A 15,647-nucleotide genomic window follows, 5' to 3' on the forward strand; every position below is an offset into this window, starting at 1 on the left:
TGACTCCTGTTATTTTTTCCCGGGTTCAAAACCATGAGTGGCAAGCAAGTGCCGCAGCACTCTCGAATTGTATTCACGTCGATACAGAATCACGACAACGATACTGCTGGCAACAATCAGCATGAGCGGGTGCAAAAACCAGGCAAGATAAGCCAGCGCGAAATAGTAGGTGCGCAATCCTTTGTTGTATTCATGTCCGGACTGATCGAGCACCTTGGCGGCATGATTGGCAAACGCGACCCGTTCTTCCTCGCTACGGTTTTGTTGCTGATACTTCACCGATGCGCCCAACAATACCGAAACGAAACCAAACTGCCGTATCGACCAGGTGAACTTAAAAAAGGCGTAAATAAAGATCATTGCCAGTACCGCCAGTTGAAACTGCACCATGATCGGGCTTGAGGGCGGCGTCAACGGCAGTTCGTTAAGCACTTCGACCACTTCCTCGGAATGCGCTAATACGGTAATCACACCGGCCAGTACTAACACCGTTGATGAGGCAAAAAAAGTAACGGTTCGCTCGACATTACCAATCAATGACGCATCGGCAATTTGGTTGTCTTTGTGCATCACGGTCTGCATCCAGTCGATACGCAGCGTACACAAAATGCTAGAAAGGCAATGTGTGGTCTTCGCTCGCTTACGGGCAAACAGTGAATAGCCAACCCAGCTGACAAAGAAAAACACTAAGGCAATAAAATCGAGCGCTGATAACAGCATGATGCAGTCGTCCTGAGAGTTTGGTTTCAGTCTATGGCGACTATATTAACAAATTATGACACACACCAATAAAAAAAGGCCGCAACTTAATGTTGCGGCCTTAGTTGATGCGTTATTCGGTTAATAATTTTCCAACGCTTCTTTGGTTGTCATGTCTTTCGGTTCCGGCGGTTTTGCCAGGCCGTACCAGGACAGGAACGACTGCATACCGCGTTTGGCATCGGCCAGAATCAAGTACAGACAAGGTATCAGCAACAGCGTAATCACTGTGGCAAAGATGATACCGAATGCCAGTGATATCGCCATTGGGATAACGATCTTCGCCTGCAGGCTCTTCTCCAGCACGATAGGTAACAGACCGAAGAAAGTGGTCAATGAGGTCAACGTAATTGCGCGGAAACGGCGACAACCGGCATCAAGTACGGCATGACGCAAGTCTGTTCCTGCAGCCCGTGCTTTGTTGACGTAATCCACCATCACCAACGAATCGTTTACCACAACCCCTGCCAGCGCAATGATACCGAACAAGCTTAAGATACTGACCGGCATACCCAGGATCCAGTGACCCAGTACCGCGCCGATCATACCAAACGGAATCACCGACATAATGATCAGCGGTTGACTGTAAGACTTAAGTGGTACCGCCATTAACGCGTACACCGCCAACATCGCTAATAGACCACCAATCGCCAGTGAGCCGGTTGCTTCTGCTTCGTCCTGAGTCGCGCCCTGCAACTGGAAGCCAACGCTTGGGTACTTGTCCAGAATTGCCTGGATTTTCTGCTCGCGAACCTCTTTAACGATGCGGAAAGGTTCAACCGACTCTTTATCAACCCGTGCTCTGACATTCACGGAACGCTCACGGTTAATCCGGGTAATGGTTGAATAACCCTCGGCAAATTCAATTTCAGCTAACTCGGTGAACGGGATCTCAGCACCGTCGGCCGTCCGTAATTTCATGTCCTGCAAATTACCGACCGACTGGCGTTGTTCTTCCGGATAACGCACCATCACCCGCACTTCCTCGTCACCGCGCTGAATACGCTGTGCTTCGGCACCGTAGAAAGCGTAACGCACTTGGGTAGCCAGCTCGGCCAGGTTAATGCCCATGGCTTCCGCCAGTGGCTTGGTGGTCACCAGAATTTCGTCTTTACCATCGCCGAAGGTATCTTCGATATCGAACACACCGTCGTATTCACCCAACACCACTTTCAGTTCATCAGCGGCAGCCTTTAACTGGTTAAGATCCTCGCCAACAAGCTGGAACTCAAGGTCGAAGCCACTACCACCGCCGATACCGCCCTGGAAGTTGATAGCCCGTACTCCGGCGAGTTCCGGCACCATTTCACGCCATTGACTAACGATTTCATAGCCGTCAATGTTGCGTTCCTCACCCTTCTTAAGCTCGGCAAATACGGTGCCTGATTCGGTGCCGTTCATCCAGATATTGGTATGACGAACAACCCCTTCACCTTCGCTTTCTTCGGCTTTGTCATCAACCTTGCTCAGCGCCGCCGACACTTCGGTGAGTACTTCAATGGTTCGTTCTTCTGATGTACCCGGCTGCATTTCTACGTTAGCCCGGATAAAGTCACTGGGGATATCCGGGAAGAATACCCAGCGCACGATACCGCCACTGATCAAACCAATCATTAAGATCAACATACCCACAAAGGTTGCCAACGTGGTGTAACGGTAGTGCAGACATTTTTTCAGGAACGGACGGTACTTGGAGTTGACAAAACGTTGTACCGAATTGGCAAAGCCATTACGGAAACGCTGGAACGCATTCGGCTTCTCCGTCGTCACCTTCGAGTATTTCATGTTGGCTATATGCGCCGGCAGGATCAGTTTGGATTCCACCAGTGAAAAGCCCAGACACAGAATGACCACCCAGGCGATGGACTCCCAGATCGCTCCCATGCCACCGTCAACCATCAACATCGGAATAAAGGCAACCATGGTGGTTAGTACACCAAAGGTCGCGGGCATAGCCACTCGCTGTGCGCCGGCCACCACGTTATCGATGGACTTACCTTTCTCCTCGATTTCGGTGTAGGCACTCTCCCCTATGACTATCGCATCATCGACCACTATCCCGAGCACCAAGATAAAGCCAAACAACGAGATCATGTTAATGGAGATATCAAACATCGGTAACGGCATCAGTGCAATGGTACCCAGGAAGCACACCGGAATACCCAGCATAACCCAGAATGCCAACCGCAATTGCAGGAACAACGACAGCATCAGGAAGACCAGCAGGCCACCCATCCACATATTGTTCAACATCAAGTCGAGACGACCTTGCAAGTAATAGGACGAGTCTCCCCACTGCGCCAACTGAACTTCGTCAGGCAGCTCTTGTTGTTTGCGTTCGACGTAATTACGCACATACTCAGCAATTTTCAGGTCGTTCTGGTCACCGACGGAATTCACCCGGATAAAGGTTGCCGGTTTGCCATCGAAGCGCGTGAAGGCCTCCGTTTCGACAAAGCCGTCTTCCACCGTGGCGATGTCGCCGAGGGTCAAACGGGTACCATCCGGACGACTCAATAACACAATTTTCTCGAACTCGCCGCCCTGATAGGCTTGGTTATTGGCTCGCAACAAGATGTCGCCATTAGGCGTTTTAATCGAACCACCGGCGACGTCAATTGAAGTGCCGCGTACCGCATTAACGATTTGCTGGAACGACAAACCATAACGCTCAAGATCCTGCTGCGAGATTTCAATCGAAATCTCATAATTGCGATCGCCGACCACATCAACTTTGGTGATACCGCCAACCGACTTCAGCTCATCGCGAATGCTTTTGGCTAATTCTTTACGGGTTCGCTCATTAACATCGCCATACACCGTCATCCAAATGACTTCACGGTTAGGACGTACTCGATAAATATTCGGTTTTTCAATTTGTTGCGGAAAGTTGGGGATTGCATCCACCAACATTTTCACTTCGTCCATCACCACCTGGACGTCGTAGTCCGGTTCAACCTCGATGGTGACACTACCGATCCCTTCCTGCGAACGCGAGGTCATTTCTTCAACACCGTCGACGTCTTCCAGCGCGTCTTCGATGAGCATGATGACGCCTTGCTCAACCTCCTGTGGCGCGGCGCCCGGGAACGGCACCTGGATGCTGATGATATTCAGTTCAATTTCCGGAAACATCTGCTTGCGGACCGAAAATACCGACATCGCTCCGGCAACCAGTATCAATATCATTAGCAGGTTTGCCGCAACAGAGTTGCGGGCAAACCACGAAATTATTCCTTTACGAGTATCTGCGGACATAATGCTTACTCACTCTGGCTATTGGCATTACCAGCCACTTGTTCTTCACTCTTGGCAGCGGTTTCCATCTGTTCTGGCAAAGGATCCCCTTCCAACCGCACGGTCATACCATTCAGCGCGTTCTTCAACTGGGTAAGCACTACTAAGTCACCCGCTTCCAGTCCTGAACTTACAATGCTGGTATTTTGCTGAGTGCGAACCACTTCAATCGATTTTTTCTTCAGTTTACGATCTTCAGCAACGGTCCATACGGTGCCGTCCGGGTTAATGGCATAGGTTGGTACTTCCATAACACCGGTCACTTCCTGACCTTCAACCTGCGCTTGCACAAAACGGCCGAAACGTAAGGGTGCCGTGTGTGTCTGACCCGCTAGGTTATAAGGGTCTTTAACTTCGACAACGCCGTAAATGACACGGCTGGCTTCGTCAAGAACGCCTTCGGTGCGAACCAGGTTGCCCATCCACTGTGTATCGACACCGGAGACTTGTGATTCCAGCAACACTTTCGGTTGCGTGTCGGTTTCACCCGGCAGATTGAGGTAGGTAACGTCAAGGTCACTCAGCGGCAGGCGAACTTCAGCGACTTCAGTGCCGAACAACGTCGCGATTTGTGCACCGGCGCCGACAAACTGACCCAGGTCTGCTTGTTTGCTGCGCAGTACACTGTCGTACGGCGCTCTGATGGTTGTGCGCTCTAGGTTGCGCTCCGCCATAGCCAGATTGGCTTGAGCAGATTCCAATGCCGCATAAGCGCTGGCCAGTTGCGGCTTACGCAAACCCAATGCCGGAGCTTCACCATCGGTAAACTGTGACCATTCTTCTTCTGCCACTTTGGCACGTGCTTTTTCTTCTTCCAACGCGGCCTGCGCCTGCAGCAACTGGGCGCGCGCTTGCTGCACGGCTACTTCGTAGTCGGACGGGTCGATTTGCAACAGCATCTCACCCTGCTTAAAGAAACCACCCGCGTTGTATTTGTCGGCAACCTCAACAATCTGACCACTGACTTCCGCCAATAACGTGGTCGAGTGTTTCGGCATGGCGGTTCCCTGCGAGTCGACCAGGAAGGTCATATCACGTGGAGTTACTTCTTTGACTTCGACCATCGCCGCAGGTTTTTGCTGCTGACGCGTTTCCGGTGGCTTAGCCGACATACTGGCCACTACCGAAAGAACGATCGCTAAAACAATAATTAGCGGTGGAATAAACGCTCGTTTTTTTAATTTCATCACAGTTCGCTCAACAGTTAGATGGATTCAACTGACTGTTATTATCGATCTAACAAATGTAAATTGTTAGACCTTAACTGTTGCGAACTGTGATTTTTCGGAGATAAGTTGTAACGGACTATTACAAAAAGCTTAACCTTCCAATAGCCATCGCTCTGCAGACTCGACGTGACGTGGCTTGCCGCTCAATAGCACAACATCGCCGGCACGCAGTTCCAACTGCGACGCCGGCTCTTCCACCTCGACATCGTCACGGCGCAGCGCTTTTAGTTTCACCTCATGGGCATCCCAGTCTAAATCAGCAACGGCCTGGCCTACTGCCCACGCCTGCTCCGGCAGGTTGACGGCATGCAAAAACTCGAGTTTATCCGCGGTTTCATGATCAATGGTGGTTTGCGAGCCCGGATAAAAGCCGTGCATATCGCCGTAATGATTGCGCCGTTCCTGTTCCAGCCTGGATAAGATTCGACGAATAGGAATACCGCTATGGCTCAGCACGTGCGAAATCAGCATCAGACTGGCTTCCAGCGTGTCCGGTACCACTTGTGAGGCGCCAGCTTCATTGAGCTTATCGAGGTTGAGGTCGTCCCGACTGCGCACGATGACGTAAGCTTTTTCGTTCATCGCACGAATTTCACGTAGCACTTCGATGGCGCGCTGATCGTCGGAAAAACTGATGATGATCAGCGGCACCCTGGCGGCACCGACCGCTCGCAGAATATCGCGTTTGGCACTGTCACCAAAGTAAACGGGGGCGCCGCCGGCCACCGCTTCCTGTACCCGCATGGGGTCGTTATCCACCGCAATATGGCGTATGCCTTCAGCATCCAAAAAGCGGCTCACTGTTTGCCCGACCCGACCAAAGCCACAGATCAGTACTTGATGTTCACTCGCGCTTGCGTCAACTTTTTGCTCGATATTCGGTTCAGCCTCGCTCTCTCTGACGAGCATCGAAACCAGCGGTTGCAGTTTTTGAATCACCAACGGCGTCACCGCCATGCTGAACACACCAACCCCAATCAATATCGACGACACGTCGGCACTGAGCAACTGATAACTGCTGGCCAACGCGACAATAACGAAACCAAACTCACCCATTTGAAACAGTGATACCGCACTCCCCCAGGCATCCCGGTCGCGCTCGCCCAGCGCCTTCGCCACGTAACGAATGATCAGCAGCTTAACCAATGCCATGCCCAGAATAATGAGCAAGACCCAGTGCAATGACTGTATAAAACTGTTTAATGCCAACTGCATACCGACGGTAGTGAAAAACAGACCCATCAAAATGTCGCGAAACGGGCGGATATCGGCTTCAAGCTGGTGTTTGTATTTACTCTCACCAAGCATCATACCGGCCAAAAACGCACCCAGCGCCATTGACAGACCAAACGCATGAGTCAGCCCCCCTGCCACCAATGCCACCAGTAACGTTGCCAACACAAACAGTTCATCAGTGCGCTGATTGGCAATCTCCCGAAATGCGAACGGTAAGATCCACTTACCCACGGCCATCAGTACGGCGATGACCGCAGCGCCTTTGACCATCGCCATCAGCAGACTGTAGGCAATGCTACCGTCACTGCCACCGCCGGCCAGCAGTGGAATAACGATCAGCAGGGGTACCACCGCGATATCCTGAAACAACAGTATCGCGACACTGACCTGACCGCGACGTGTTGCTGTTTGCGAGCTTTCGCTCAATTGTTTAATCACGACCGCCGTCGACGACAGCGCCAACGCCCCCGCTACTGCCAGCGCCGACGCCCAATTGCCGAGTATCAAAAAGCCAATGGTTAAAAACACCAACAGCGATCCAAGCACCTGCGCTGCGCCGAGACCAAATACCAGCCGCCGCATCGCAATCATTTTCGGTAATGAGAACTCCAACCCAAGGGAAAACAGCAACAGTACGATACCCAGCTCGGCGATCAGATGATATTCGTCCGGATCAGGAATCCAGCCCATGACATGGGGACCGGCAATGATACCGGCGCACAAATAGGCGAGAATCGCCGGTAGTTTTATGCGCCGAAACGCCCACACCAACGCCACCGCAACGCCGAGCAATAACAATAAGCTGGTAAAGGTTCCGTACATGCTGTTCTCCCTGTTGGCCGATGCGGCAAAAAACCGCCGTCAAAATAATAACACCCACATCATGACGTTAACATGACTTTGTTAAGTCGTTGTTTTTATAATTCTTTATCTGCTTGGCATAGTTTTTGAATATCTATTCTCATCGTCAATATTGCGTCATCTGTATTACGCCAGGACAAGATTATGCTCAGTAAAGTCGTTTTCGGAAAAGTTAAAGCGCACAACGCCATTCGTTCGCAATCTCAGGTCAGTCAACTGACCTGCAGTAAAGAGCTGTCCCGTTCCAATACCCTAACCGAGGTGTTGCAGACCACTCTGGACGCCCATCAGTTATTATCCGTCTATGCCGAGTTTATAAAGGTCCGCATCGACATTGAAGCTCTGCAGTTTGTTTCCGATGACCAACTGTTTAACCTTATCGGTGAATTTGGTGATAACCACCATCAGCACGCCGTCATGCTGTACGCTGACCATTCCTACCTTGGACAAATGGTTTACAGCCTGAAACAGCCGCTCAGCATGCCGCAAAAAATGCGTCTTGAGCAATGGCACCGCGAACTGACGTTTCCGTTACGCAATGCACTGAAGTTTTCGCAGTTGCATCGTTTGGCCGTCCGCGACCATCTCACCGGTCTCGGTAATCGAGCGTTGTTAGAAGAGGTGCTTGAGCACCTACACGTAAAACAGATGCGCCAAAAAGACGGCCGCCATGCCGTAATGTTACTTGATCTCGACGGTTTTAAAGACGTTAACGATCGTCACGGCCACCACCAGGGCGACGACATCCTGCGTATTTTTGCCGAGCTGCTAAAATCCACCGTTCGTGACAGCGATCAGGTCTTCCGCTTTGGCGGTGATGAATTTGTTGTAGTGATGGAAGACACCAATCACCACCAGGCTCAGGACGTTTATCAACGCATTCGCCAGGCGGTCGCCAACTGTCAGGAACTGAGCTGCTACCAACTCAGCACCAGCGCAGGCACAGCTCAGCTTGAATGTTTTAATACCGTGGCACAAACACTGGAAGAAGCCGACAAACACCTTTATCGCGCCAAACACGGCGGTAAAAACCGCCATTGTGGTTCACAGGGCTGTGCCTGACCAGCGTGGTTCAGGTAACGTCGGTGCGTTCTGCTCGCTCGCACGAAGACTGAGCCACCCGACCAGCGGCAGCCAAACCCAGTCCTGACCAACCCGAAGCACGGGGCAGGATGTCCGTAACCAAGCCGGCACCTGTGCCTGTTTCAGCCAGTCTGCCTGCGTTTTTCGCCCCTGTCTGCGCGGATGTTGCCATTTACCCGGTTCCAGACCTTGTTGTAACACCAACGGATAAGCAGCGACTAACTCATTATCCAGCCACACCCGGCCCCAGGGCTCCGGTAACGAGTGCCAGCCCGGCTGTGTAATCTCTTTTACCTGAACGGCCGACGGCCATTCCGGCACCCACCACAATGCCATCTGATAAAAGCGCACCTGATAGCCGGCGCATTGCACGCTCATACGGGTATCTGCCCGAGCCTCCTGCGCCTGCAGACGAATCTGCTCAAGTTGCTGAAAACTGGGTAATGGTGTGCTTTCGCTGCTGGCCTGTTCAAGCCAGCGCCGCAATAACGCGCGCTGCATGGCGGCGTTATGATTGCGCAGACTGTCGACCGGCAATCCGCTGCCGAGCAGCGGGTGCTCGATCAACTGTTGCTGCAAGCGTTGATCCAGCAACTCTTCCAGTACAGCCTGCTGTTCTGCACAAAGGCGGGTAGAACGTAATACGCTCACACCGAACTGCGGCCAACGCTGTTCCAGCAACGGCACCACCTGATGCCTTAAAAAGTTACGCTCGATGCGCGTGTCGTAATTGGTATCGTCTTCAATCCAGGTCAGTTGATGCTGTCTCGCGTAAGCGTAGATTTCCTCTTTACTGACAGACAGTAATGGCCGTACCAATCTACGCTTGTCATACCAATCGTGTACTTCAGCCATCGCAGCCAGCCCCTTCGGCCCGCTGCCGCGGTTGAGTTGTAACAACAGGGTTTCAATCTGGTCATTACGATGCTGACCCAGCAAAATCACGGCATCGTCATCGCTGAGCTCGCGCAGACGCTGATAACGGCGTTCGCGTCCCGCCGCCTCTTTCGATTGCCGCGGTAGTACGTCAACCTGAAGCGGTTCGAAGTGTGTCGCCACACCATAGGCTTTAACAGCCTGCTCGATGGTTGTTGACCATTGTGCCGAATCCGGATGGAAACTATGGTCAAGATGAATGGCAAGATAACGATAGTGAGGATGCTGGCGGTGGTAGCGCATGGCGCAGTCCAACAAGGTTTGTGAATCAGCGCCACCGCCCAACGCGATCACAATTTGTTGTTGCGGCTTGAGCGATAAGCCATCCAGTACCGAACAAAAACGGTGAAATAACGTATCGCTCATGGTCGCCAACGTTCGGTACTAGCAGTAGCCAAACGACATAAGTTTCTGATAGCGGCGATCGAGTAATTCGCTGCGCTCCAAGCCACGCAGGTCATTCAGGTCAGTGACCAGACGTTCCTTCAGGGACTGTGCCATTGCGTCCATATCGCGGTGTGCGCCGCCAAGCGGCTCAGCAATAACGGTATCAATAAGCCCCAATTGTTTACTGCGTTGCGCGGTAACGCCCATCGCTTCGGCTGCTAACGGCGCTTTGCTGGCGCTCTTCCAAAGAATCGACGCACAGCCTTCAGGTGAAATCACCGAATAGGTGCTGTATTGCAGCATATTGACTTTGTCACCGACACCAATGGCCAGAGCACCGCCTGAGCCGCCCTCGCCAATCACTGTACAAACGATGGGCACGCCAAGACGCGACATCACTTTGAGGTTGCGGGCAATGGCCTCACTCTGCCCGCGTTCTTCGGCGCCAATCCCCGGATAGGCACCCGGCGTATCAATGAAGGTTACAATGGGCATTTTAAAACGTTCGGCCGTTTCCATCAGACGTAACGCTTTGCGATACCCTTCCGGCTTTGGCATGCCAAAATTGCGGCGTATTTTATCTTTAGTTTCGCGGCCTTTCTGTTGCCCGATAACCATGACGGGTTCATCGTTTAACCGCGCAATACCACCAACGATGGCTTCATCATTGGCGTAAGTACGATCCCCTGCCAGCTCATCAAACTCGGTAAAAATACGCGGGATATAATCCAGTGTATAGGGACGCAGCGGATGGCGTGCTAGCTGAGCGACCTGCCAGGCGCCAAGCTCTGAGAAAATCTTTTCCGTCAGCTCACGGCTTTTATTTGTCAGACGTTGGATTTCCTCTTCGATATTAATATCCAATGCCCCACGCTCGCCGACACTTTTTAGTTCTTCGATCTGCGCTTCCAGCTCGGCAATGGGTTGTTCAAAATCCAAAAAGTTCAGGCTCATTCGCTACCAATTCCTTTAAAATTCTAACGAGACCCACTGCTCACCCAGCAGCTCTCTTAAATGGTGTATTAATTCGTCAGCCGGGCGCACATACCATTGAGGCCCGGCTCGTAACGTCGCATTCGCCTTGTCGCCCTTAAAATGAATCAGTAACGGGCAAGTTCCTTGCGCATAGGGTTGCAATTCATTTTGCAACTTGGCGGCCATGCCATTTTTTAACTGTTCACTGGTCACGGTAATGGCGATATGACGCAGGAAACTCTCCCGCGCCTGATCAATACTCATCACTTCACGGGCTATCATTCTATTACCACCGGAGAAGTTATCAAATCGTACCTCCCCTTTTGCCCACAAAATTCTGTCTTTTTCGAGTAAATGTTGGAAACTATCGTACTCGTTACTATAAAGCATTACATCCATGCGCGCGCTTTTATCGTCTAATGTTACTACCGCGAAGCGCTGTCCACGCTTGTTGACAATGACCCGCACATCAATGACCAGGCCAGCGATAGCAACCAGCTCATTTTTGCGCGTTTCGTTCACTTCCGATAAGAAGCCGGCAACGTAATGCCGTAATTCCTTGCGAAAACGATTGATCGGGTGGCCGGTCAGATACAGCCCCAGAGTTTCCCGCTCGCCTTCCAGCCAAACCGCTTCCGGCCAGGGTTTAACGTTAACAAATTCGTGCTCAACGGCCTCAGGTTCGGTGGTTAACACGCCAAACATATCGCTCTGGCCAATACTCTCAGCCTTATGATGCTGTTCCGCCTGACGCATGGCCTTTTCCAACGAGGCCATTAAGGTTGCCCGATGAGGCCCGAGGTTATCCATGGCTCCGCCGCGGATCAGTCGCTCCATCACCCGTTTATTCAGGCGTTTTAAATCGACCCGACAGCAAAAATCAAATAGATCAGTAAAAGCACCACCCTGCTCACGCGCCTCAATGATCGCTTCAATCGGGCCTTCACCTACGCCTTTTATGGCGCCAATGCCATAAACCACGCGTCCCTGTTCATCGACGGTGAATTTATACTGACCTTTATTGACATCCGGCGGCAACAGCTTCAGCCCCATGCGCTCGCATTCGTCCGCCAGTGTCACAATCTTATCGGTATTGTCCATATCCGCGGACATAACCGCCGCCATAAACTCCGCCGGATAATGGGTTTTCATCCACAGCGTCTGATAAGAAACCAACGCGTAGGCGGCCGAGTGCGATTTATTAAAACCATACCCGGCGAACTTTTCCACCAGGTCGAAGATTTTCATCGCCAGTTCTGGGTCGATGTTATTTTTCGCCGCGCCCTCACGGAAGATATCCCGCTGTTTGGCCATTTCCTCGGGTTTTTTCTTACCCATTGCGCGCCGCAATAGGTCGGCCGCCCCCAATGAGTAACCGGCCATCACCTGCGCGACCTGCATCACCTGTTCCTGATACAAAATAACCCCGTAGGTCGGCTCCAATATCGGTTTCAGGCAGTCGTGCTGATAGGTGGCGTCGGGATAGGAAACTTCTTCACGGCCATGCTTACGGTCGATAAAGTTGTCCACCATGCCCGATTCCAGTGGTCCCGGTCGAAACAGCGCCACCAGGGCGATGATGTCTTCAAAGCTGTCCGGCAACAGGCGTAAAATCAATTTTTTCATGCCCGCGGATTCCAACTGGAATACCGCGGTCGTTTCAGCTCGCTTTAAAATCTTAAAGCATTGCGGGTCATCCAGCGGTATCGCATTGATATCAACCAGCGGCTTGCCGTCACGTTGATGTCGGGCATTGACCATGTCCAGCGCCCACTGAATGATGGTCAGGGTTCGCAAGCCAAGAAAGTCAAATTTCACCAGACCCGCGGACTCAACGTCGTTTTTATCAAACTGAGTGACCGGGTTTTTGCCTTCATCGTCGCAATACAACGCCGCAAAATCAGTAATGGTGGTGGGCGAGATGACTACCCCACCAGCATGCTTGCCGGCGTTACGGGTGACGCCTTCCAGGATCCGCGCAAAATCGATCAGCTCTTTGACTTCCTCGTCCTGATCGTAGCGCTCACCCAGTTCAGGCACTTGCTGGAAGGCTTTTGCCAGGGTCATACCGGGGTCGCCGGGCACCAATTTGGAAATCCCGTCAACAAAACCATAGGGGTGACCCAGCACTCGCCCGACATCGCGAATCGATGCCTTCGCCGCCATGGTACCGAACGTAATGATCTGCGATACCGCATCACGGCCGTACAAGTCGGCCACGTGATCGATGACTTCATCACGACGATCCATACAAAAGTCGACGTCAAAGTCGGGCATCGATACCCGTTCAGGGTTTAGAAAACGTTCGAACAGCAGGTCAAATTCCAACGGGTCCAGATCGGTAATTTTTAACGCATAAGCGACCAGTGAACCAGCACCGGAACCACGTCCGGGCCCTACCGGAATGCCATTATCCTTACTCCACTGGATAAATTCCATAACGATTAGGAAGTAACCCGGGAACCCCATTTGGTTGATAACGTTCAACTCAGTCTGGAGACGCTCGTCGTATTCCGGACGTCGCCGTGCCCGCTCGTCCGGGTCAGGAAATAAAAACGCCAGACGCTCTTCCAGACCTTCTTGTGACACTTTAACCAGAAAGTCTTCGGTACTGAGGTCGCCGGTCGGGAATTCCGGCAGGAAATACTCGCCCAGGCGAATGGTGACGTTACAGCGCTTAGCGATTTCTACGGTGTTTTGTAACGCTTCGGGCAAATCCGCGAACAACGCCTGCATCTCTTCTGCCGAGCGCAAATACTGTTGTGCCGAGTATTTTTTCGGCCGCCGTTTATCACCCAGTTGGTAGCCATCATGAATGGCAACACGAATTTCGTGGGCCTCAAAGTTTTCCTCTTTTAAAAACACCACTTCGTTGGTCGCAACCACCGGTAACTGGTATTCACCGGCTACGGCCACGGCTTTATGCAGGTAATCTTCTTCGTCAGGGCGGCCGGTACGAATCAACTCAAGGTAGTAACGGTCCGGAAAATAGCGCTGGTAAAATGCCAGGCACTGTTGCAACGCCTCCGAATGCCCCTTCAGTAACGCCCGTCCGACATCCCCTTCACGGGCGCCGGACAGCAACAGCACCCCTTCGTTGTGCTCAATCAACCAGTCTTTATCGATAACCGGTTTATCGCCGACGTGACCACGTAAATAGGCTTTCGAAACCAGTTGGATCAATTGCTGATAGCCGGTGTTGTTCAGCGCCAGTGCTGTCAACCGGAACACTTCACCTTGCGGGTAGTCACTTTGTACCCAAAGATCACAGCCCACAATCGGTTTAAGCCCCTGTTTGTGCGCCGCGCCATAATATTGAACCAGCCCACAGAAATTCATTTGATCGGTCAACGCCATCGCCGGCATGCCGGCCTCAGCCACGCCCTGACAGATCGGCCCGATTTTGGTCAGGCCATCAATCATAGAGAAATCGCTGTGAATGCGCAGATGAACGAAGTTGGTATCGCCAGTCATGAAATTTTTATGGTTGTTGTGTTAGTGCCTATTGTGCCTTAAAGCATAACGGCCGTCGAGGATACCGCACCGCCGTCAGTGCAACTTGAGGCGCGGCTTCACTGCATGGTTGAGTTTATCCACTGTAATGATCATCAGCATTTTCCACCAACCATGCAACGCCCGCTGATGCATACGATAAAGGCTGGCGTAAGCGTAGCGTGCCAGCGTGCCTTCAATCGACATCGACAAACTCTTGCTTTGCATGAGGTTTCCAACCGCAGAGAAGCGACTGAGTGACACCAGTGAACCGCGATCTTTGTACACAAAGGGCTTGGCAGACTTACCTTTGTTTTCGCGAATAAAGTTTGCCGCCAGGCGCTTTGCCATTTGATGAGCCGACTGCGCCCGCGGTGGTACAAAGCGCTCATCATCAATGGCACAAGCCGCACAATCGCCAATCGCATAAACGGCATCGTCCGTCGTTGTCTGTAAATAGTCGTTAACCAATAACTGATGATTCTTGCGCGTTTCCAGCCCCAGTTTCGACAGAAACTCCGGCGCCCGAATGCCCGCTGCCCAAACCATCAAATTGGCCGCTACCGGTGTCTCGTCCTTCAGTTGCAAGCCGTCACGACTTGCTCTTACCGCCGGATTGCCCAGAATTACGGTAATCCCCAATGACTCCAGCTTTTGTTGTACCCGGTGTGCAAGTCCTTCCGGTAAAGCCGGGAGTAGCCTTGGTCCCGCCTCAACCAGCGTCACGTTAAGGTGTTGACGGTCAAGGTGAGTGAGGCCATAGATATTCAATAGCGACACCGAATGCACCAGCTCGGCCGCCAGTTCCACACCGGTGGCTCCACCACCCACTATGGCGATATCCAATGTTTGTTCGTCGCCGTCTTCAAGCGCCTGGTTAACGCGCAGAAATTCGTTCAGCAGTTCGTGATGAAACTTATCAGCCTGTGCCGTCGAGTCGAGGAAAAAACAGTGCTCGGGCACGCCTTCTACACCAAAATCGGCGGTCACACTGCCGACCGACAAAACCAGTTTATCGTAGTGTACGGTACGAGCTGCCAGGACTTCTTCACCATCTTCTTTGATCGCCGCCAACTGTAGCGTTTTTTCTTTCCGATCAATGTGTTCCAGTGTGCCAACCAGAAACCGAAAGCCGGTTCGGGCGCCCTGTCCACGATAATCGAGTTCAGCCAGTCTGGAGTCGAGCGCGCCCGAGGCCACCTCGTGCAGCAACGGCTTCCAGACATGGGTACTGTTGCGATCAATCAAAATGATTTCTGCGCGGCGTTTTTTGCCGAGCTTACGACCCAACTCGGTTGCCAACTCGAGGCCGCCGGCACCACCTCCTACCACAACAATGCGTTCCGCCATTGCGATTCCTTAAGGATAATTTGATTGCGTTAACACCAGCCA

The 15,647-nt window shown here is 52.2% G+C and carries 9 protein-coding genes; 1 reads left to right on the forward strand and 8 read right to left on the reverse strand.

The genetic code is table 11. The annotated features are described in order from the left end of the window. Positions 1–9: 9 nt before the first annotated feature. From C5610_RS08330 to C5610_RS08345, 4 genes are all read right to left on the reverse strand, one after another. The gene (locus C5610_RS08330; RefSeq protein WP_105306766.1) at positions 10–720 is read right to left on the reverse strand and encodes a DUF599 domain-containing protein; all 711 of its coding nucleotides are present in this window, start codon (positions 718–720) and stop codon (positions 10–12) included. A 120-nt stretch (positions 721–840) separates the two neighbouring features. Next, entirely contained in the window at positions 841–3,948 is a 3,108-nt protein-coding gene (locus tag C5610_RS08335; RefSeq protein WP_410054407.1) for an efflux RND transporter permease subunit, read from the reverse strand. Positions 3,949–4,022: 74 nt separating this feature from the next. After that, positions 4,023–5,243 (reverse strand): efflux RND transporter periplasmic adaptor subunit, encoded by a 1,221-nt coding sequence (locus tag C5610_RS08340; RefSeq protein ID WP_105306768.1) that lies wholly within the window; start codon positions 5,241–5,243, stop codon positions 4,023–4,025. A 132-nt stretch (positions 5,244–5,375) separates the two neighbouring features. After that, positions 5,376–7,343, reverse strand: a complete 1,968-nt coding sequence (locus C5610_RS08345; protein WP_105306769.1) for a monovalent cation:proton antiporter family protein — start codon at positions 7,341–7,343, stop codon at positions 5,376–5,378. A gap of 183 nt (positions 7,344–7,526) precedes the next feature. Here C5610_RS08345 and C5610_RS08350 point away from each other — a divergent pair, with 183 nt between their 5' ends. Further along, positions 7,527–8,444, forward strand: a complete 918-nt coding sequence (locus C5610_RS08350) for a GGDEF domain-containing protein (protein WP_105306770.1) — start codon at positions 7,527–7,529, stop codon at positions 8,442–8,444. On the opposite strand, the gene tilS is transcribed toward C5610_RS08350, so the two are convergent. The 4 genes from tilS to C5610_RS08370 all read right to left on the reverse strand — a co-directional run bounded on the left by tilS (position 8,427) and on the right by C5610_RS08370 (position 15,605). Next, the gene (gene tilS / locus C5610_RS08355; RefSeq protein WP_105306771.1) at positions 8,427–9,767 is read right to left on the reverse strand and encodes a tRNA lysidine(34) synthetase TilS; all 1,341 of its coding nucleotides are present in this window, start codon (positions 9,765–9,767) and stop codon (positions 8,427–8,429) included. The two genes, C5610_RS08350 and tilS, sit on opposite strands and share 18 nt — an antisense overlap. 18 nt (positions 9,768–9,785) lie before the next feature. Then, complete coding sequence (accA, locus tag C5610_RS08360) at positions 9,786–10,742, reverse strand: acetyl-CoA carboxylase carboxyl transferase subunit alpha (protein WP_105306772.1); 957 nt, start codon at positions 10,740–10,742, stop codon at positions 9,786–9,788. 15 nt (positions 10,743–10,757) lie between these two features. Further along, positions 10,758–14,237 carry a DNA polymerase III subunit alpha gene (gene dnaE, locus C5610_RS08365; protein WP_105306773.1) on the reverse strand — a complete coding sequence of 1,160 codons (3,480 nt, stop codon included), beginning with the start codon at positions 14,235–14,237 and terminating at the stop codon, positions 10,758–10,760. Positions 14,238–14,312: 75 nt separating this feature from the next. Beyond that, a complete protein-coding gene (locus C5610_RS08370; protein ID WP_105306774.1) occupies positions 14,313–15,605 on the reverse strand; it encodes an NAD(P)/FAD-dependent oxidoreductase in 1,293 nt (430 codons plus the stop codon). Positions 15,606–15,647: the final 42 nt, after the last annotated feature.

The organism is Idiomarina sp. OT37-5b, assembly GCF_002968395.1.
Taxonomy (GTDB): Bacteria; Pseudomonadota; Gammaproteobacteria; order Enterobacterales; family Alteromonadaceae; genus Idiomarina; species Idiomarina aquatica.